The sequence below is a fragment of the Pedobacter sp. BAL39 genome (assembly GCF_000170795.1).
Classification (GTDB): Bacteria; Bacteroidota; Bacteroidia; order Sphingobacteriales; family Sphingobacteriaceae; genus Pedobacter.
Map to the genome: position 1 here is coordinate 68,275 of NZ_ABCM01000014.1, position 20,715 is coordinate 88,989.

The following is a 20,715-nucleotide window of genomic DNA, read 5'->3' on the forward strand; positions in this document are numbered from 1 at the left end:
CAGCGATTACGTCTCTATACTGACCAACCCCTGCCTGGTGGCCAGATTAAAATGACCATTCTTGATGAAACATAATATTGGTACAGCGCGTCAAACGGTAACTAAATCATACCACTATGAAGGATCAAACTTACGTTTTCAAAACATTTCAATTCATCATCGTCAGTCTCATCTTTCCAACGACGCTCGTTGCGCAGTCAAATGAAGACGCTGCAAGAAAGATTGTAAAGTTAACAGACAGCACTTTCTGGGCGGGCTACAACACCTGCAATTATGAAATACAAGGAAGTTTGATTGCCGAAGACATTGAACTCTACCATGATAAAGGGGGCATCACGCTTGGGAAGGCTGCGATGATGGAGAGCCTGAAAGGGCTCTGTGGGGCGGACTTCAGGTTACGAAGGGTTGGGCTGGACAGCACCATCAGGATCCACCTGCTGAAAGCAAAAGATACGATATACGGTGCGGTCATCTCCGGCACGCACCAGTTCTACCTGACGCCAACCGGCAAACCGGAACGACTGGATGGCCAGGCGCTGTTTGATAACCTTTGGCTATTGAAGGGCGGTCAATGGAAGTTAGCCAGGGTATTCAGCTATGACCATGGTCCTGCAAAATACATCAGCAAAAGAAAAGAAATCAAGTTGCCTAAGGAGGTACTTCAGAGATACACCGGAACTTATATTGGCAAGCAGACCGGTAAAATGGTCGTTAGCGTAGACGGCGATCACCTGTTGCTCTTGATTGGGGGCAATCCTTACCTGATCTACCCGGAATCCGAGCGGCTTTATTTCGCAAAAGACAGGGATCTGACCTTTGAATTCAGTCCGCAAACAGCGGGGAAGAGAAAGCTGATCGTCAGGGAGTTTAATGCGCTTGTGGAAGAGGCCTTGCAGCAGTAGTTTTAACAAACTGCGCGACTTTTTTCTCCAGCAGACCTTCACTATAACCAACCCAGGAATCCAGTAATACAGACTCAGGGGAGATCAGGATATAATGCGGAATACCACTGACGCCGTACTTGGAAGCCAGACCGGTCATACCTTTTCCATCGCTCAGATCTGTCCAGTCAACTTTAAGCTCCGCAGAAGCTTTTTTCCAGGTTTCAGCCTTTTGATCGAGGCTGAAGCTGATGACCATCAGGTTCTCATTTTTGCTTTCGTGCAGTCGTTTCAGTTCAGGCATCGCAGCAATGCAGGGACCGCAGCCAATGCTCCAGAAGTCGATGAGTAGGTATTTGCCTTTATAGTCGGCCAGCTGATGGGTGTTGCCAGCCAGGTCCCTAAGTAACGTGTCGGCGATCTTTTCACCAATTTTGACAGTGACCGGTGGATATAGGAGCTGATAGATCTCCATGGCTTCGTTCCCGCTTCGCTTGTCTTCTGGCAGGGAACGATACAAAGCTATGGATTCGGCCTTCACGATGGAATCGTTGCTGTACTTGGCGATGTTGGCCAGTCCTTTTAGCACATCCATCCATACGGTTCCTTTTTTCGTTGAGGCTTTGAGTACCTGGATTTGGTGTTGGCTCACGATTTTTTGGATAGAATCGCCAACAGCACGCAGGGAGTCGATGCCCTTTTTGGTTCTGGCTCGCACTGCAGCGTCTCCACCTTCGCGTTGTGCGAATAAGACGTTCTCACTGACCGAGAGCTCCTGTAGTTCGTCGAGCTGCTTGCGACTGGCATCTGTGAAGTGTTGCAGGTCTTTCTGCTCGGCAAGGTCGCTGCTGACTTTCCATGTTTTTAATAACATTCCTGTACCCTCAATCGTGACCTTGCTGCCTGGTTTTACCCAGACGTCCAGCCATTGGTTCGGAAAACCTGTATTGAAACCCATCAGGGCATATTTAGTGAGGTCTTGTATAGGTGCCGAAAACTGGAATTTACCCGCCTTAACAGTGTCGCTGGCCACGGTGCTGAACAGGTTGCCTTCATTGCTCATGAGCGTCATGACCATCCCATCAGATAAACCATTGATCTTTCCCTGAATCAAATAAGGTTTTTGAGCATTTGTATTGACCTGCACGAGGGCCAGGAGCACAGTGTATAGGAGGATGAGGCTAATTTTCATACAGATGGTTTGGTTGTTCTAAAGCTAAGGTTTTTTTGATAACATATTGAGAATAAATCTGTCATGTCACTAACGTACCGAACGCGCCGGGACCATATAGCCGATGCTTTTCAGATCAGGAGAAATAAGGCAGGCAGATCCTCGCGACGGTTCCTTGTTGGTCAATTCCCGGACCGATGCTGAAACTGGCCTTGTTGCCGCCTTGCTGTTCGTTGATCATCTCAATTCTCTCCTTAATGGATGCCAGTCCGATAGACTGTTCCTTGATGCTAATGCGATGTTTTTTCTGTACTTTATTTTCAATGCCAACGCCGTTATCTGCTACGGTGATACAAATGCCATCATCATTCCTTTCCATGGTTACGGCGACATGTGCATCAGCTTTCGCCGATGGCAGCAAGCCATGTAAAATCGCATTTTCTATCAGGGGCTGAATCAGCATGGGGGGCAGGAGCAGGGTGTTCAATTGTATGTCATCGGCCACTGTGAAGGAATACGTAAAAACATCCGCAGAACGCATGGCTTCCAACTCCGTATACAACATCAGTGCCTTCCATTCCTTTTCCCCGGTGGTTAAACTTTTCGTGGAGTTTTCCAGGATCAGTCTGCTGAGGCTCGCAAATTTTTGAATCAGTCGGGAGGCCTTTTTCTTTTCGTTGTCAATCACATAGGATTCAATAGAGTTGAGCACATTGAAGATGAAGTGCGGGTTCATCTGGGACCTGAGGGCCTTCAGTTCACTTTCAGAAAGCTGATACTGATGTTTGAGCTCCAGCTCGTTCTGTATCGCCTGGTGTTGTTGGAGGGTGTTTTTAAATTTGAGTTGTCTGATTCTATAAAGGTTCAGGAGGTAGACCAGTACCGACACCAGGATGACTATGGTCAGGATGGCATATAGCCAAAACTGATTCAGTTCCAGTCTGCTGAGCCGCTGCTGTTGGGAGAGCTGCTTCAGCCTGCTGGCCTGCAGTTTTTCTTTTTCACTGGCAATGAACAGTTGCTTTTCTTTTTCCCGGGACCTGAGTTTTTCATTTTGTAATTCCGAAGCCTGCAGCTTTTTTAACTGCAGCTCCTTTTGTAACTCGACCTCGTTAAGTGCGAGTTGTAATTGCTGCTGTCTGATCTGCGCCTCGCTGAGTAGTTCTTTCTGTTTATAGGTGAATTCCTTTTTGTCAAAATCGAACTGGATACCCATCCGGGTGATCTCATTTTTCTTGATGTCATTGCTGATGGAGTCAGCGTACATGGTATGTTCTTTATAATAGATCAGGGCACTATCGGGCATTTTCAGGGCCTGGTAGACCTCGCTTAGGTTCAGGCTGGCATCTCTCTTGATTTCTGTGACGTTCACCTCCCGGCCGGCTTGCAAGGCATTGAGGCCATAAGATTTTGCCTTTCTATAATCTCCGAGGCCCAGATAGGCGGCAGAGACATTCTGCATATTGAAACCCAGGCTCTTTTTATTGTTGTTTTTGATGTTCAGGTCGATGGCTTTCAGTCCATACTCCAGCGCAAGGTCATGTTTCTTCAACTCATTGAAATAGGCGGAAAGGTTTCCGGTTTCCCTGGCACTGGAACGGGAGTCGCCAATGGAATCTGCAATGTTTAATGACATCCGGCTATACCTGATGGCTTCGGGGATATTCTTGTTCTTAAAATTGACGATGCCAATGTTGGCCAGTACGCCCGACTGGGCAACGTAATTTTTTAGTTTGGTCAACAGCGGCAAAGACCGCTGCAGGTAGTTCCTGGCAGCATTGTAGTCGCCCATTTCTGTATACACCACGCCAATATTGCCCATCACACTCGCGGCCTGAAGATCGCTGTTGGTTTTCTCAAACGTCTTCAACGCATCGAGGAAATATTTCAGTGCTTCGGGGAACTTCGACTGTGTCATGTACACCAGTCCGAGGTTAGCCTGGGCTGCAGCGCAGCCCAGTTCATGTTTTAAGCCGAGGTCTATGTTGTACGCTTTGTTTAAGGCATTTAGTGCTTCCGGATACATGGCCAAATGGTAATGGATAACGCCCTTAGTACGATAGGCTGTGGAGACGAGTTTCTTGTCTTTAACCTTATTTTCGAAGGTTAACACTTCTTCCGGATATTTTAAAGCCTGTTTTGCATTGTATTGCAGAGTTCTTGTGCAGAGGTCCAGCAGCAGTAGTGCTCTGGCATCGTCCTGCTGCGGGTGCCTGGCAGCAACCTGAATAAGGGAATCAATGATTTTGTTCTGGCCGAAAATGACATCAGCACTGATCATCCAGAAAAATGGTATCATTAGATAAACCCTTGAGTTGCGCTTCATGTTTCTGCTTGTGGTTGATTTACAGTTAGATCGAATGGTTTTAATCAAATGTAACGATAAGCAGTGAGAGTACATATGGCCCTCCCTAATTCTAAAGACCAGTTCACTCATTGGTGATCCGTTTTCGTTCCGCTCAGTGCATTGCCAGCTTCACTCATCAGCAGCTGGTCTTCAATCAATATAGCAAAATATAGGGTTGATGATAGATAAGTTTGGTTGATGATCATGAATAATCTGGTTAGAGAATGATAAAGGAATAAAAATCAATCTTATGAAAACGCTAAAAACAATTGTTGTGATTCTTGTTGTGATTGGCTTTAATGCCTGCAAAAAAGAAAAGGATACTTCCACCATCCCCGCTGCTGATCTGCTGGACTATCAGCTGGTGGTCACTCTTTTAAATCAGGGAAGTTCCAGTTTGGGGGTCATTTACTTCAGCCAGACTGGCACGGAGGTGATGGCAACTATGGAAAGCATAGATCAGATGCATTCTCAAACCGTAAAGCTCAAAAATGATACTTTCAGGTTTGACCAGAATGGAGATGGTAAGATCACCTACGATTTTGAATTGGTCAAAAATGCAGACGGATCATTAAGTGTTAAATCCTTTACCTATCGGAATGCAATCGATCAAACTCTGAAGGTTGAGCGTCACTACCTGACGAAAGTGGGAGCACTGCTGCCGATAAAAAACATGGTTTATGATGGGGGAAGCTATATGCTGAAGTTCAGCAACACGACCTGGACTTATGTTCCAAGATACAATTCCGAAGGTACATTCACAGAGTTCAGCAAAGGTGCCTGGAAGGGACGGCTCGGCGACAAAGCCTACATGGGCGTGTTGATCCGTGAAGAGGGAAAATTGTACATGCTCTTTCAGACCGCCGACGAAGGTTTCGTCAGGTTTCATGTGGTGTAATAAAATTGTTCAATTTCAACTGCATCATTATCTAAATGCATCACCAGTCAATGTATCACTATTTAAATGAATCACTAATTCAATCAACCATGAAAAATATAATTAAATTAACCGCCATAATGCTGTTGGCCATATTTGCATCCTGTAAAAAAGATGCAAAAGTAGCAGACACGCCAACAGACCTCAATCAGTATTACGTCGCTGGCAAGTTCAGCTATCAGGAGGGACCCGCCATTCCATTTGCATTCATCCCATCTTCCGCTACCAAGGGGCTGTTTGTCTACCTTGGCGAGCAAAAGGACGTCGACTATACCTTTGAAAATAATCAATTGAGCACTACCATCAGCGGGGCCAAATTTACCTGCGACATAAAAGGGGGGAAGATTGAAAACATCATTGTAAACTCTGCTATGCTCGACATTGTAGCTGCAGTGCTCAACAAAAAGCAGGATCCTTCGCTGACATTTACCGGTAAAAGGTTTGAAGCGCCCCTTAAGAAGCTGGATGAGACAGTTGTATATGATCATTATTATTTCGAGTTCAACGCGGATCCTCAACAGTTAATCTACAAAAGCAATCCGGTATCGGGATCGTACCTCATCTTCGCGAAAAGCTACGAGCTACTGGTTGATGGATGTTTTCATAATGAAGACACCGATACATTCGCTGTGATGATGAACGGCAAGCTGGAGCTGGAAACAAAAATTGGCAATGACTACGTACTCTTTAGTGGAACAAAAAAATAACATCATGAAAAATATAAAATTTACCCTCATCCTGTTGATGCTACTGGTAGCATCCAAAAGTTACAGTCAGGACATTAACCTTAAGGAATATTGCATCGTCGGCTATTATGGCCCCTCAGCAATTGATAATTTCAAGCTCCCTTTCATCATTACCTTTGGTGAAAACAACACCGCCGAGAAACTGGAAAGTGATGGACGAAAATTTCCTGGTAAAGTAGCTATCGTAAATGGCACGATCAAGGTGGATTATGGTGCTGACGCTACGGAGGACTTCAAAATGAATGGCCTCAACCTAACGCCAAGACTGAGCAGGACCTTCGCCGTGTTGCAAAAGATTCCCTACGCCAATATATTGAAGGAAGGTAGGTATACCGGTCTTTTATTCAAGCAACGTGTGAACACGGCCATGAAAACCAATTATCAGTTTATAGGGGAGAAGATTGGTATATCGGATGACAACTCCAGAGGTATGCTTTTCCATGAGTATACGCTGATCAATAACATGGCAGGGTTCAGAAGGGGAAACATTAAATCAAACCTGTCATTCTCCATCTTTGTGCGTTACGGCAACCAGCTGCTGGTGTTGAACAATTTTAAGAATCCGAATGAAGGGGCGACCTATGGTACATTTGCGAAGCTGAATAAATAGATCTCAAACTTTGTTAGCCATAGCCATGGAGCTTGACACTCTATAAACTTATATTTCCATATCTTGCTGCCCCAGAAGAACAAATCATGATCAATCCCAACGAACTAAGAATAGGCAATTACTATATCGATCTAAACGGTAATCCTACAATCTGGGAATTTGGCCGGCACGACTGGGACTACTTTACACCCGAAGAGCTCGAGGCCATTTCACCAGTCCCGATTACAGACGATTGGTTGGAAAAGTTTGGCTTTATTGAAATGGAAGATACAGTTCCTGAAGGTTATCCGACATTCAGACCACCAATGGGACGGTCAAGGATTTACTACACAGATACCACTGAAATGTACGCTTGGGCAGTATATGAAGGCCTTAATGTCGATGAACAAATCGTCATTGCCTCATTAAAATACATACATCAGCTTCAGAATCTTTATTTCGCGTTATCAGGAGAAGAGCTGCTGCTTTCTGCGCAATAATGATGCGCTTCGCAGGTTTGCATCCAAATAAAAAAGCCTGTGTGCGATGAGGACATGTAAAATCTTTCCTTCAAAAGATTTTGAGTCCGAAGCGCATACAGGCCTTTTTTATAAATAAAAACCTAACCAGGCTTTAAATGTCTGATAAATGCAGATTAAACGTTAAACCTGAAGTGCATGATGTCACCATCTTCAACAACGTAAGTTTTACCTTCAACACCAAGTTTACCAGCATCCTTACAAGCAGCTTCAGAACCTAAAGTAACGAAGTCAATATATTTGATCACCTCTGCACGGATGAAACCTTTCTCGAAGTCGGTATGGATCACACCAGCAGCCTGAGGAGCGGTGAAACCTTTGGTAATCGTCCATGCGCGAACTTCCTGAACACCAGCAGTAAAGTAAGTGTACAAGTCCAGCAGGCGATAAGCAGCAACGATCAGTTTGTTGACACCGGATTCTGTCAGGCCAAGATCAGCAAGGAACTCCTGACGCTCTTCATAACTTTCCAGTTCAGCAATTTCAGATTCGATTTTAGCGGAGATCACCAGTACCTCAGCATTGTCGTCTTTTACCGCTTCTTTAACACGCTCTACATAAGCATTCCCATTGATGACAGAACCCTCATCTACGTTACACACATACATTACCGGTTTTTGCGTTAGTAAACCAAGGTCAAGGATATAGTCAAAATCTTCAGCAGTTAAGGCCGCAGAGCGGACAGACTTACCCGATTCCAGGTGAGTTTTCACCACAGTCAGGATGTCGAAAGTCTTTTTGGCGTCTTTATCAGTTTTCGCCATTTTCTCTACTTTCTGGATGCGTTTCGTAACGGTGTCCAGATCTTTCAGCTGAAGCTCAGTATCGATAATTTCTTTATCACGGATAGGGTCAACAGAACCATCAACGTGGATGACATTACCATCATCAAAACACCTTAATACGTGGATGATGGCGTTTGTAGCACGGATGTTTCCAAGGAACTGATTACCGAGACCCTCACCTTTAGAAGCACCTTTCACCAGACCGGCAATATCTACGATTTCAATGGTATTAGGTACAATACGTTGAGGTTTGACCAGTTCTGATAATTTTGTCAAACGCTCATCCGGCACGGTGATGACACCGATGTTCGGTTCAATCGTGCAGAAAGGGAAGTTTGCAGCCTGAGCTTTAGCGTTCGATAAACAGTTAAATAGGGTAGATTTTCCAACATTTGGTAAACCAACTATACCACATTGTAATGCCATGAATGATTTTTTTCTAGATTTGGCGCAAAGGTACCAATTTTTTAAAAATATTCTTTATGTTTAAGGTTAGCAAACATTATTTAAGGATCAGCTAGCCCATTATGGAAAATTTAGAAGAAACAAACCCTGTTCAAGAAAGCGAAAACGAAGCACTGATCATTACGGAAGACATCCGCAGTTACATCTATGATACCGCGAAATGGACGAAATTCTTGTCTATTGTAGGATTTGTAGGCTGTGCCCTCACGGCGATGGCCGCCTTTAGTGCATCCGCAGTCATCTCGGCTGTGAGTGCGATTGACCCCTCCAACCCGCTGGTGAAGCTTGGTGGAGGTGCCCTGACCGCATTTTACCTGTTTATAGCTTTGCTTACCTTCTATCCGAGTCTATTATTGTTTAAATATTCGACATCAGCAAAAACTGCGGTTTTATATGGCGACCAGGAAAATCTGGCGGAGGCAATGAATAAAATGAGGTCCCTGTTTAAGTTCTGGGGCATCTTTACCATCATCATCATTGCCATATATGTAGTGGTCATCCTGCTGAGCATTGTTGCCGGTATTGCTGCTGCAGGCGGGGGTGCCTAAGCCCGTAAAGTAAATACTGGATCAGCATGTCCTTCAGGAAGCACTGAAGTATGGGATCCGGTGTTCGATCACATGTTTAAAGTTTTTGATTTCTTTTTTCAGCAGACTTTCCAGTATAGGATTGGCCAGTTGTGCCAGTCCTATGCCTATTCCACCGGCAGCCGGGTGGTAGGAGAGGACGATTTTCAGCACGGTGAACCGACCATCGGGAGTAGGTTCGAACGCTACTTTTCCCACATGGCGAAAGATTGCGCCAGCAACAGATTGCCATCCGATCAGTCTTCCGGGTTCATCTTTAACGATCTCCGCATCCCATCTTACAGAGAATAAGTTGCCAATGGCTTTAGACTTCCACTGCGACAAGTGTTCGTCGATCATCTTCACATCCAGCAGGTGGCTGATGCTGCCGGGCAGGTTGTTCAGGTTGCGCCAGTAATGATAAACCTCATTGCTGGGTTTTTCAATGATAAATTCACCCCTGATGTTGATCGCTTTGGGATTTTTGGCATCAATCCCCAGCAACTCATAAAACCAGCACTTGCCCGTCGCCGCACGATAGGCCAGGTAACCACCGTAAAGAAACTTGTTCAGCGAAGGCTTCCTAAATCCCCGGGCAATCAATGCGCCGCTTAAAAACATGGACACCATGCGTTCCGTTAAACCTATATTTTCAAATTGATGTTTCTCAATCGAGAAACTGCCTGATTTAAGTTTTAAATAAGTATTCATGGTGTTGCTGGTTAAGTTGACGGTGTTAAGTTGATGGTATTAAACTGATGGTGTGATGTTGATGGTCGAATCCGGAATGCTTCAAGCTGGTGATGAAGTGCCCGATGAAATCCTATTTCCTGATTTTGTTGCCAATGGCATCAATGTCTTCCTGATCAAGGGTACCCCAAAGTTGTTCCCACTTACCATCCGTTTCTTCGCGGATTTGTGTGAGTGTCTCACCGTCAAGAATGCAGTTGTAATAACGTGCACCATCACTGGTCTCATCCGGTTTTACCAGTATGGTCTGCTCTTTTCCTTTGATGTTGAGCTGTATCTCAAATGATGGCGGAAGGGCCTCTAGATCTGTCATAATTCCTCATTTTAGGAATATAACAGAAATAGGGTGCTTTCTGTTTTTGCTGCCGTTATTTTTGCGCAGCGGTTCATTCGCGCCAGGCCTGAAGGGTACCTGAGCAAAAAACGGCCGCTGTACAAGACGGCGACCGTTCAAAAAAAACAAAGGAAATTCTTCTTATTAATGTTGTTGTTTAGCGTTATGTTTCTTTTTTACTCATCATTGTTCTTTTCATTTTACTGATGATTTCATGTGAAACGTTGTTTCACTGGAGCTATTTTCATTTAGTGCTTCACAATTGCCAGCTCCAGGTGTTTTACTTTTTTCTGGTACGACCAGTAAAACACAATCGGGTAAACGAACAGGTTAAACAGTGTATTGGTGATGAGTCCGCCAATGACCACAATGGCCAGTGGTTTTGAGGCTTCAGAACCAATGCCGGTCGACAATGCTGCGGGCATCAAGCCGATCGCGGCCATGAGGGCTGTCATGATGACGGGGCGCATCCTTGCGGCAACACCATCCTTCAGTGCATCTGCGAAAGTCCAGTCCGGGCGGTGTTTGAGCTCTGCAATATTGCTTTTGAACCTGGTAATCAGGATCACCCCATTCTGCACACAGATCCCAAATAGGGCGATGAAACCGATCCCTGCAGAGATGTTGAAGTTAACACCGGTGGCCAGCAGGGCAAGGATCCCACCCACCATGGCAAAGGGCACATTGTTGAGCACAAGCAGGGAATCTTTGATGTTTCCAAAGAGTACAAATAAGATAAAGAAAATGAGCAATAAGCTGATCGGAACGGCTTGCGACAACCTGCTGGTGGCGCGCTGCTGGTTTTCAAAATCACCTGCCCATTCCATTTTATATTCCTTAGGCAGTTTGATCTGCGCCTTAACTTTTTCCTGCGCCTCCGCGATGACACTCCCCATATCGCGACCGCGGATGGAGAACTTGATGGCACCATAGCGCTGGTGTTTGTCGCGGTAAATCATGCTCGGGCCGGTAATCTTGCGGATCGCAGAGATCTCGCCCAGTGGCACCTTCGATCCCGAGATGGTGGGGATCATCAGGGCACCAATGGCACTTTCGTCCCGGCGGAAATCTTCCGGATAACGGATGATCAGGTCGAACTTACGCTCCCCCTCATAGATTTCCGTTGCTGCTTTTCCGCCGATGGCCATTTCAATCACTGCATTGGCATCGGCGGTGCTGACCCCATAAAGTGCCATTTTCTTCTGGTCCAGGTTGATCTGCAGCTCCGGCTGTCCGAGGTTCCTCAGGATCCCCAGATCTTCAATGCCGTTCACTGTTTTCAGGATGTTCTCAATCTTTTCTTCTTGTTGTTCAATAAAGTTAAAGTCGTCTCCAAACAGTTTCACTACAATGGAGCCTTTCACCCCCGATACCGCCTCCTCGACATTGTCGGAGATGGGCTGGGAGAAGTTCAGGCTAATGCCGGGGAACCCTTTCAGCTTCTCCTGCATCCGCTCAATCAGCTCTTCTTTTGTTTGCTTGCGCTTCCATTCTTTCCTTGGATAGATGTCCACATGGAACTCCATATTGTAGAAGCCTGTCGCATCGGTGCCGTCATTCGGGCGGCCGGTCTGCGACATGACCTGTTTGACCTCATCGAAGCTGAGAAATATCTTTCTCATCTCATTGGAAAGCTTTTTTGTTTCATCCAGGGAGATGCTCAGCGGGCCGGTAGCCCTCACATAGATGGAGCCCTCGTCCAGTGTGGGCAGGAACTCCGAGCCCAGGAACTTGAAGCTGAAGAGACCGGCGATCAGCATGATCAGCGAAAGGCCAAATGCCAGCTTGCGGAATTTGAAACAGCGCTCATAAAAACGGAGTGTATATTTAGTGATGAATTCCAGGAAGATGTTGTGCTTCTCGGCGACATTCTTCTTCAGGAGGACGCTGGCCATGGCTGGGACCAAGGTGAAGGTAAGGAGTAGCGCACCGAGCAATGCAAAGCTCAGCGTCCATGCCAGTGGTGAGAACATCTTGCCTTCGACCTTCTCAAATGTAAAGATGGGCAGGAGCCCGGTGATGATGATCAGCTTGGCAAAAAAGATCCCTTTTCCATTTTCAAGACAGGCCTTTTTGATCAGTCCGAGTTTGCTCATCCTGTTGAATTTCTCCATGCCTGCAGATTTTGCCTTGTGGTCCAGTGCCACAAAGATGCCTTCCACCATCACCACGGCACCGTCAATGATGATCCCGAAGTCGATCGCCCCCATGGAGAGCAGGTTGGCCGACATGCCCTTTAGTTTAAGGCAGATGAAGGCAAAAAGCAATGCGAGGGGAATGATGATCGACACGATCAGGGTCGTGCGCCAGTCGGCCATAAAGAGAAACACAATGAGGGTTACAAAGATGATCCCCTCCATCATATTGCCCATCACGGTATGCGTGGCATAGTTTACCAGGTCCTCCCTGTCATAAAAAGGATGTATCTTGACATCGCCAGGAAGCATTTGGTTGACTTCGGCAATTTTGTCTTTCAACCGGGCGATGACTTCACTCGGGTTGCCGCCTTTGCGCATCACCACAATACCTTCTACTACGTCCGGATCCTGGTCGCGCCCCACCTGTCCTAACCTTGGTAGTGCCGATTCGGCGACGTCCGCAATGGTTTTTACATATACCGGTGTGCCGTTAAAGTTGTCTACGACCACATTTCTGATCTCATCAATGTTGTTGAGGATCCCAATTCCGCGGACCACATAAGCCTGTCCGCTTTGGATGATCACGTCACCCCCCACATTGATGTTGCTTTTTGAAACTGCTTCGAACAGCTCCGTAGCACTCACCCCATATTGGATCGCTTTCTGCGGGTCAACGGTAATCTGGTAAGTTTTCACTTCGCCGCCAAAGCTGACCACATCGGCGATGCCCGGAACGGAGAGGAGCTCCCGCTGGATCACCCAATCCTGCAGGGTTTTCAGCTCCCGTACCGATTTTTCGTTGCTGCTGAGGGTATAGCGGAAGATCTCACCTGTAGGGCCGTAGGGAGGTTGTACCTCTGGCTGAAGCCCATCAGGAAGGTCGGCCTCCTCAATGTGGTTGTTCACCTGCACACGTGCAAAGGCATAGTCGACGTCGTCATCGAAGGTGATCTTGACGATGGACAGGCCAAAAAGAGAAGAAGAACGGATACTGGTTCTCTTTTCCGTGGGGTTCATGGCAATCTCCAGAGGTCTGGTGACGAACTTTTCCACCTCCTCTGCACTTCTGCCCGGCCATTGGGTAATGATGGTGATGTTGGTATTGGTTACATCCGGAAAGGCCTCAATGGTGGTGTTCCTGAAGCTCAGGTATCCTGCCAGCACCATGATGAAGGTGGCAAAGAAGATGAAATATTTGTTTTTAAGCGCGAAGCCTATGATGGTCTTAATGAATTTATTCATTTCAATTGATGATCAGGATGAATAGAATTAGTTTTTCAGGCTTTCAAAGAGGAACACCTGCCTGGAAGCAATGATGCGGTCGCCGGCAGTCAGTCCTTTGCTGATGTATACTTTGTCGGCCGTCTTGCGGCCGATTTCCACCTCCTGGATTTTAGGCTTTCCTGAAGCGTCCAGCAGGAGCACATAGTTTTTATTGTCGTCGAAGATGATCCCCCGGGAGTTGACCACAGGCAGGTTGATGCCCGTCTTGGCCGCAATCTTCACGGTCGACATCATTCCCGGTTTCAATTGATACCCCGGGTTAGGAATGCTGATCCTGGCGTTCATCACTTTACTCTCATTGTCGATCTGGTTGTATATCCGGTCGATCTTCCCTTTAAACTCTTGCTCAGGGTAGGAGAGCAGGGAGATGCTGGCCTCGTCGCCCTCCCTGATCCTGGAGATGTCGGACTCGTAAATGTTCACCATGGCCCATACCGTAGACAGGTCTGCCACCGTAAACAAGGCATTGTCGTTATCCGGGCGCAGGATCATATTGGCGTTGACATTTTTCTCGATGATAAATCCGGAGATGGGCGATTTGATGGTATAGCTGCCGCTGCTGGACCCTCCGTTCAGCCTGAGGATGGCCCTGGCGCGCCTGTCTTCCGCCTGTTTCACCAACAGGTCATTTTTGGCTTCTTCCAATTCTCTTGCTGAGCTCATTCCGCTGTCGAACAGCTGCTGTGCCTGCTTTAGGGCACGCTCCGCATTGCGCAGTTCCGCAGCCGAGCTGATGACTTCCTTGTCGAATCCGGCCATCTCACCGCTGCCCAGGGTGGCCAGTACCTGGCCTTTGCCTACACGGTCGCCCAACCTGACAGGAACGCTGCTGACAGTGCCGCTGACCATTGGGAAAATCTCGGCCTTGCGTTCTTCATCCGCAGTAATCTTCGCGGAAAACATCAGGTCGGTCCTGCTGTTCGCCGGACTAACGGTATCTATGATCAGTTTTTTGACCAGGGAGTCGGTAATTTCAAATTGTTCTTTTACAGGAGTCTCCGGAGCGCTGGTGCAGCCCTGCGCGGCGATGAACAGCATGCCTAGCAAGGATAATCTGCTGATATGGGTAGTAATTTGTTGCATGGATGGGTTATTTAAAGATGACAGAACCGGTGACGTAATTGATTTCTTCTTTGGCATTCATACGCTCGTATCTGAGGTTGTTCATTTGTAGGGTGTTTTCTTTGTAGGAATCATAGAAGTCCAGGAATTCAATGAGGCTGATGTTCCTGCTGTTGAAGTTTTTGGTCACTTCCGTGATGAGGCGTTGGAAATCACCGTTAAACTGCTGGTCGAGGCTCTGGTACAGCTGCTCGGTGCGCAAAGCAGAGCGGTAGCTGTTGTAGACTTCATTCTCCAGCAGAGATTCCTGCTGACTCAGGTTATTTTGCGCCGCCTCAATGGCTACCCGTGCCTTTTTGATTTCTCCCTGGTTCCTGTTGAACAGGGGCAGGGGCACTGTGATTCCCAGGCCGGTATATTTCTCAGGATAATTTCCTTTGAGGTCATAACTTAACGACAGCTCCACATCGGGGATGGCCATGGCCTTTTGCAGACTGAGGTTGCGCTCGGCATACAAAACGGAAGTTTTGCTCAGCTGGAGGTCGGCGCGGTTGGCACGTGCAGAGTCTAGCAGGGCAAGGTATGGATGCTGACTTAGCTCGTTGTGCTGGTCTTCTGCCTTGAGCACCAGCTGTAATGGCGTATCTGCTTTGATGCGCGTCATCAGGCGCAGTTGGGTCTGCAGGTCTTCAATGTCGTTCATCAGTGTGCTGTATTCTGCTTTAAGGTTGTAGAGGAGCGACTTGATCCTGATGACGTCTTTCAGGGCGATGTTACCCATGTTGTACTGTTGTGTGGAAGCATTTAACAGCTGCTCAAGTGCTTTGATCTGCTCCTGGTAAACTGCTGCCGACTGTTGTCCATAGTAGGTTTTGTAGAAATTGCTGCGGAGGTCGTAACGCAGGGTGCGCATGAGGTCGAAGTAAGCATCCGAAGACATCTTGACACCGGTATTGGCCAGCTTGATGTTTTTGTTTCTTTTGCCCGCCAGTTTGATCAGCTGTGAGATGGATGCCGCATACTGACCGGTGGCCATGGAGGTCTCCAGGAACTTTTTTGTTTCATGGTTGTAGAAAAGGTTCTCATAGTTGAGTTCCGGGTTGTCAAACAGCTTCGCTGTGATGACATCGGCTTTTGCCTGTTCTGTTTCGTAACGCTGTGCAATCAGCTCGTAGTTTTCTTTCAGGAACAGCTGCTCTGCCTGTCGCAGGTCCAGCTTCAACGTGTCCTGTGCAATGCTGACCGAGGTTAGCCCCAGCAGCAGAAAGCCCATTAAGATTAAGGTTGTCTTCATCGTGATGGCAAAACTATCCCCGCTGAATTAAATGCGACTTAAAGCGAAATTAAAAAGGGATTAAAATTGCGGTGTTCAGGCAGGTTTTGTTTTGAGAAACAGTTGGATGAGAGGGTACAGTACGCGTCAGGGTTGCGCATCAGGATGGTCATCACGATTGTCATCAGAATTCCTCATAAGAAATTCTCATCAGGATGCCTCATGATATGGCACATCAAGTTTTTTCATTAAGAATGAGTCAATGAGCCCTGAGCTGCGGTAGCGTGACGATAAAGGTACTGCCGGAACCAGGGTTTGTAGAGACATCAAGTGTTCCACGGAATAGCGTGATGATCTTGTGCGCCATGTAAAGGCCCATCCCGTTTCCGGCATGGCCGCTGTCCTTGGAAGCACTGAAAAAAGGTTCGTAGATTTCCGGTAGTACCGAAGCATCGATGCCGGGCCCTTTGTCGGTGATGGCGATGGTCAGTTCTCCTTTTTTTTCATTGACCTGGAGCATGCAATCCACAGGTTGCTGGTCGGAGAACTTGAAGGCATTGGAAATGATGTTGTTGATGGCAATCAGGAGCAGGGGGGCATTGACCTGGACGAGCAATGCATCGGCAGTTTCGGGCATGTTGTCAATGCTGACATTCAAAGTGTTCCCTTTTTTCTGCCATTCCGTAGCGAGGGTCCACAGCAGCTCGTCGATTCGCAGTGGAGCCAGCTCCTGCGCCCCGAATTCCAGGTCTGCCTGGGCAAGGTTGAGGAGGCTGCTGATGATGCTGTCCATATTACCGGCATCTTCCATGACGGAGCTCAGCGCTTCACGGTAGGCCTCCGGTTTTCTTTCCTGGGATAGGGAGAGCTCTGCGGTCATCATCATCCGCGTCACTGGTGTACGCAGCTCATGGGAGGCATTGGCGATGAAAGTCTTTTGCAGGACAAAAGCCTGCTCCAGGTGTTCCATCAGGCTGTTGAAGTTCTGTGCCAGCAGGTTGATCTCATCTTTATTTTGTCCTTCCTGCACCCTGAAGTGCAGGTTGCTGGATTTGATCTGTGCGACCTCGCCGATGAAGAGGTCCAGCGGTTTGAGGACCCTGCGGGCGATCCATCTGCCCAAAAAGAGGAGTACGATAAAGATGGCTGCAAAAATGACGATCATGATTCTCTTGAGCTTCTCAATCCTGTTCAGTGTGCTGCTGTCGACGGCTGAGGCAAGGATCACAAAATCCCCCTGGTTGTCTTTGTAGAAGATGCCCACCACCTGGCGGTCCCCTTCCCGGTATTTAATTTTCTTTTGCTGCCTGACCTTGTTGATGGTGGCGGCCGTCCAGTACTGCTGGTCGTCGCCAATAAAAGCAGCGCCGTTTTTGGAGTTGTAAATGCGGATCACCTCCGAGTTGAGCGTAACAAGATATTGATTGCGGACTTTGTCGAGCGCCTCCGGGGAGATCTCATCCGCCTCAAGGTATAACTTGGCCGTCACCATGGTACGGTCGGTGAGCCGGTCGAAGAAATCAGATTCCATGAACTTTACGAAGGTGAAGTATACCGCCGAGAGCACGGCAACCAGGATGATGGTCGTGCTGAGTGTAAAGTATAAGGAAAGCCGGTCTTTAATCTTCATGATGTGCTCAATGTGTCCTGGTTGATTTCTTTTTAGCCTTTCACTATCGTTTCAACCGGTTGTTTTCTTCTCAAATCGTTATTACTTCAACTATATTTTCTTTTCAAATCGTTATTCTCATTTCAAAATGTACCCCATTCCGATTTTGGTATGGATCAGCTTCCTGTCAAATCCTTTTTCAATTTTGTTGCGAAGGAAGTTCATGTAAACGTCAATGACATTGGTGCCGGTGTCGAAGTTTACATCCCAGACGCGTTCAGCAATATACTGTCGCGAGAGGAGGCGGTTGGGGTTACGGAGGAAGAGCTCCAGCAGCAAATATTCCTTGGCAGTGAGGCTGATGGGCTGTCCGGCACGGCTGACCTCCTTGCTGTAGGTGTCGAGGCTGATGTCATCAAAACGCAGCAGATGATCTTCCTGAACGACAGCCTCTTTTTTATGGCGGCGCAGCAGTGCTTCGATACGGGCCAGAAGTTCCTTGAAGTGAAAAGGCTTCAGGAGGTAATCGTCGGCACCCGAGCTGAGCCCTGTTACCTTGTCGTCGATAGAACCCAGGGCGGTAAGCATGAGGATGGGCATTTCACGTTGCTGCTGGCGCAGGCTTCTGCAGATTTCCACACCGCTCATGCCGGGCATCATTACATCCAGGATGAGCAGCTGAAAGTCATTGTCGAGAAAGGTCTGCAAGGCAACCTGGCCATTTGTCGATACTGTGACGTCGTAACCTTGTTCTTCAAGACCGCTCCTGATGAGCCCTGCAATTTTAACGTCGTCTTCTGCTATTCCGATTTTAAACATACTGATGGTCCTCAGCCACAAAGGTAAGAGAAAATAAAACAGTGTTTTTGCATTGTCAGGTGCTGCCATAGCTATCTTGCACTGCGTCAGTAGTTTTGATGATGGAAACTTAGTCTTTCTTTAACATTTAAAAGTGTACCTTTGCAAAAATTATTCCCGGAGGCATTTGTAATCTATACAATGTTGCTTATTGCAGGTGATGATTGTATGTAAAAATTTATGAAGAAGATTGTTGATTACAGAAAGCTATTGGGTGTACAAAAGGATACCGAATTAAAAGAATTGAAGACCATTTACAGGAATTTGATGAAAGACTGGCATCCTGATAAGTTCCAGGACAGTGAAGAGGCAAAACTGGAAGCAGAAACCAAGAGTAAGGAAATCATCGAAGCTTATCATTTCCTGGTGAGCATCGCGCCGGAAACACTGGCCCTTTCTATTGATGAGTATAACCAGACTACCAGCACCTGCGGTATCGCAGATTACAACTGGGCAGGATTGGTGCTGACGGTACATTTCCTTGATGGCAGTGCCTATGAGTATTTTGAAGTGCCTAAGGCGATCTATGTGAAACTGGTAAATGCAGATTCTCCAGGAAGGTTTGCACGTCGTCACATCTTCAACGCATTCCCTTATAGGAACATCGCTAAGCTGGCAACAGCCTAGTCAGTTTTATTCATTTAACCGGAATTGGCCTTCCAGGTCGTCGTTGGTTGAACTGTAGGAGATGGGGGCGATCCGAACGATAAGGAGATCACCAGAATAAGAGATCATTAGCATAAAAAATAATAGATAAATAGCGCTGAGGTCAATAATAGTTATAGTTTTGTGATTACCAAACCACCAAACTAAATTACATTGAAATCATCAGTTAAGATCCTTAAAAACAGGTTGCTGGCATTGTGCTGTTGCAGCCTGTTTTTGTTTTATTCCTGCGGTACAAAAAAGGCTGCGGTAGATACCACAGTTGTAAAACCCATGCGCCCGCAGGTCATGAAAGAGTTTCGTGCAGCATGGATCGCCTCCGTAGCGAACATCAACTGGCCGTCCAAACCCGGGCTACCCGTGGCGACGCAGCAGAAGGAAGCCATCGCGATGCTCGACTTCCTCAAAAAGAACAATTTTAATGCAGTAATTTTCCAGGTGCGGCCGCAGGCTGATGCCCTGTATAAAAGTACGCTGGAGCCATGGTCGTATTTTCTGACCGGCACAGCGGGCAAAGCGCCTGATCCGGTATACGATCCGCTGAACTTCTGGATTGAGGCCGCTCACGACCGCGGCATGGAGCTTCACATCTGGATCAACCCCTACCGGGCACACCATAGCTCCGCGAAGGCCGTGTCCAAAGTATCACTGGTCAGCAAAAAGCCGGAACTGATGGTCAAGCTGAAGGATGGACAATGGTGGATGGATCCTTCCAAAAAAGGGACACAAGACCACGTGTCGGCGGTAGTGAAAGACCTGGTGAAACGTTACGATATTGATGGGGTGCATTTTGACGATTACTTCTATCCTTATGAATCCTATAATGGTGGTGAAGATTTTCCGGACCAGGAAAGCTGGGCGCGTTATCAAAAATCCGGTGGACAACTGCCTAAGAAGGACTGGCGCCGCGACAATGTGAATACTTTCGTGGAGCGCATCTACAAAGAGGTCAAGGCACAAAAGAAATATGTGAAGTTCGGGATCAGTCCCTTTGGCATCTGGAGACCAGGGTTTCCGGCTTCTATCGAAGGAATGGATCAGTATGATCAGCTGTATGCCGATGCGAAACTCTGGCTGAACAAGGGCTGGATTGATTATTTCGCACCGCAACTGTATTGGAAGATCAATGACCTGCCGCATAGTTTTCCATTGCTGCTGGGCTGGTGGGCATCAGAAAATACCATGAACAGGCACCTCTGGCCGGGGATGAATGTAGGGCTGGGTGGTGACGACCAGAACACGGATGAGATTGTCAACCAGGTCATGATTTCAAGGGCTATGCTGCCGCAAAGTGCGGGCACCATTCATTGGAGCATCGATGGCTTGCTGAAAAGCGAAAAGCTGACCAAAGGGCTGCTGGACGGCCCCTATAAAAAACAGGCATTGGTGCCCGCCAGTCCCTGGCTTAATGAACTGTTGCCTGCCGCTCCGATCGTGGAGACCACTAACCAGCAGGGGCAGGTCAGGATCAGCTGGACGCATCCGAATGAAAAAGAAGTGTTCAGGTGGGTGGTGTATTATCAATATGGGAAAACATGGAATTATACGATCCTGAACCGTAAGGACCGCTTCCTGCTGAAGTCGTCGCTGGCTGAGCTGCTGCCAGGTCAAAAAGCTGGCACAGCAAGGGCGGGTTTAAATCGTGTTGCAGTGACAGCAATTGACCGCACGGGGAATGAGAGTGTGTATAAAGAGATTGTATTTTAAATTGGTAT

18 protein-coding genes are annotated in these 20,715 nt (G+C 47.3%); 8 read left to right on the top strand and 10 right to left on the bottom strand.

Going from position 1 to position 20,715, the window contains the following annotated elements:
* Window positions 1–116 precede the first annotated feature (116 nt).
* A complete protein-coding gene (locus PBAL39_RS17095) occupies window positions 117–902 on the top strand; it encodes a DUF4440 domain-containing protein (RefSeq protein WP_008243789.1) in 786 nt (261 codons plus the stop codon).
* On the opposite strand, the gene PBAL39_RS17100 is transcribed toward PBAL39_RS17095, so the two are convergent.
* A complete protein-coding gene (locus PBAL39_RS17100; RefSeq protein WP_008243791.1) occupies window positions 868–2,073 on the bottom strand; it encodes a TlpA disulfide reductase family protein in 1,206 nt (401 codons plus the stop codon). The genes PBAL39_RS17095 and PBAL39_RS17100 overlap by 35 nt on opposite strands.
* 115 nt (window positions 2,074–2,188) lie before the next feature.
* Window positions 2,189–4,351, bottom strand: a complete 2,163-nt coding sequence (locus PBAL39_RS17105; protein WP_008243792.1) for a tetratricopeptide repeat protein — start codon at window positions 4,349–4,351, stop codon at window positions 2,189–2,191.
* Window positions 4,352–4,649: 298 nt separating this feature from the next.
* Here PBAL39_RS17105 and PBAL39_RS17110 point away from each other — a divergent pair, with 298 nt between their 5' ends.
* The 4 genes from PBAL39_RS17110 (at window position 4,650) to PBAL39_RS17125 (ending at window position 7,171) form a co-directional block, all read left to right on the top strand.
* A complete protein-coding gene (locus PBAL39_RS17110; RefSeq protein ID WP_008243796.1) occupies window positions 4,650–5,297 on the top strand; it encodes a hypothetical protein in 648 nt (215 codons plus the stop codon).
* Window positions 5,298–5,386: 89 nt separating this feature from the next.
* On the top strand, window positions 5,387–6,043 hold the full coding sequence (locus tag PBAL39_RS17115; protein WP_008243798.1) for a hypothetical protein: 657 nt from the start codon (window positions 5,387–5,389) through the stop codon (window positions 6,041–6,043).
* A gap of 4 nt (window positions 6,044–6,047) precedes the next feature.
* Window positions 6,048–6,692 carry a hypothetical protein gene (locus PBAL39_RS17120; RefSeq protein WP_157274077.1) on the top strand — a complete coding sequence of 215 codons (645 nt, stop codon included), beginning with the start codon at window positions 6,048–6,050 and terminating at the stop codon, window positions 6,690–6,692.
* An 86-nt stretch (window positions 6,693–6,778) separates the two neighbouring features.
* Window positions 6,779–7,171, top strand: coding sequence for a hypothetical protein (locus tag PBAL39_RS17125; RefSeq protein WP_157274078.1), 393 nt, complete (start codon window positions 6,779–6,781; stop codon window positions 7,169–7,171).
* A gap of 155 nt (window positions 7,172–7,326) precedes the next feature.
* Here the strand turns inward: PBAL39_RS17125 and ychF are convergent, their stop codons facing one another.
* Complete coding sequence (ychF, locus tag PBAL39_RS17130) at window positions 7,327–8,421, bottom strand: redox-regulated ATPase YchF (RefSeq protein WP_008243804.1); 1,095 nt, start codon at window positions 8,419–8,421, stop codon at window positions 7,327–7,329.
* Window positions 8,422–8,522: 101 nt separating this feature from the next.
* Here ychF and PBAL39_RS17135 point away from each other — a divergent pair, with 101 nt between their 5' ends.
* Window positions 8,523–9,008: a DUF5362 family protein gene (locus PBAL39_RS17135; RefSeq protein ID WP_008243805.1), complete on the top strand. Its 486-nt coding sequence runs from the start codon at window positions 8,523–8,525 to the stop codon at window positions 9,006–9,008.
* 33 nt (window positions 9,009–9,041) lie between these two features.
* Here PBAL39_RS17135 and PBAL39_RS17140 read toward each other — a convergent pair whose 3' ends face one another.
* The 7 genes from PBAL39_RS17140 to PBAL39_RS17170 all read right to left on the bottom strand — a co-directional run bounded on the left by PBAL39_RS17140 (window position 9,042) and on the right by PBAL39_RS17170 (window position 18,364).
* Window positions 9,042–9,737 (bottom strand): YgaP-like transmembrane domain, encoded by a 696-nt coding sequence (locus PBAL39_RS17140; RefSeq protein WP_008243806.1) that lies wholly within the window; start codon window positions 9,735–9,737, stop codon window positions 9,042–9,044.
* A 112-nt stretch (window positions 9,738–9,849) separates the two neighbouring features.
* Window positions 9,850–10,089, bottom strand: coding sequence for a hypothetical protein (locus tag PBAL39_RS17145; RefSeq protein WP_008243808.1), 240 nt, complete (start codon window positions 10,087–10,089; stop codon window positions 9,850–9,852).
* Window positions 10,090–10,358: 269 nt separating this feature from the next.
* Entirely contained in the window at window positions 10,359–13,490 is a 3,132-nt protein-coding gene (locus PBAL39_RS17150) for an efflux RND transporter permease subunit (protein WP_008243810.1), read from the bottom strand.
* Window positions 13,491–13,517: 27 nt separating this feature from the next.
* Window positions 13,518–14,615 carry an efflux RND transporter periplasmic adaptor subunit gene (locus PBAL39_RS17155; RefSeq protein WP_039866940.1) on the bottom strand — a complete coding sequence of 366 codons (1,098 nt, stop codon included), beginning with the start codon at window positions 14,613–14,615 and terminating at the stop codon, window positions 13,518–13,520.
* A 7-nt stretch (window positions 14,616–14,622) separates the two neighbouring features.
* A complete protein-coding gene (locus PBAL39_RS17160) occupies window positions 14,623–15,888 on the bottom strand; it encodes a TolC family protein (RefSeq protein WP_039866942.1) in 1,266 nt (421 codons plus the stop codon).
* A 238-nt stretch (window positions 15,889–16,126) separates the two neighbouring features.
* The gene (locus PBAL39_RS17165) at window positions 16,127–17,497 is read right to left on the bottom strand and encodes a HAMP domain-containing sensor histidine kinase (RefSeq protein WP_008243816.1); all 1,371 of its coding nucleotides are present in this window, start codon (window positions 17,495–17,497) and stop codon (window positions 16,127–16,129) included.
* Between the two features lie 117 nt (window positions 17,498–17,614).
* Entirely contained in the window at window positions 17,615–18,364 is a 750-nt protein-coding gene (locus PBAL39_RS17170) for a response regulator transcription factor (protein ID WP_008243819.1), read from the bottom strand.
* Between the two features lie 150 nt (window positions 18,365–18,514).
* On the opposite strand from PBAL39_RS17170, the gene PBAL39_RS17175 reads away from it, so the two are divergent.
* The gene (locus PBAL39_RS17175; RefSeq protein WP_008243820.1) at window positions 18,515–18,961 is read left to right on the top strand and encodes a KTSC domain-containing protein; all 447 of its coding nucleotides are present in this window, start codon (window positions 18,515–18,517) and stop codon (window positions 18,959–18,961) included.
* Between the two features lie 192 nt (window positions 18,962–19,153).
* Entirely contained in the window at window positions 19,154–20,707 is a 1,554-nt protein-coding gene (locus PBAL39_RS17180; RefSeq protein ID WP_157274079.1) for a glycoside hydrolase family 10 protein, read from the top strand.
* Window positions 20,708–20,715: the final 8 nt, after the last annotated feature.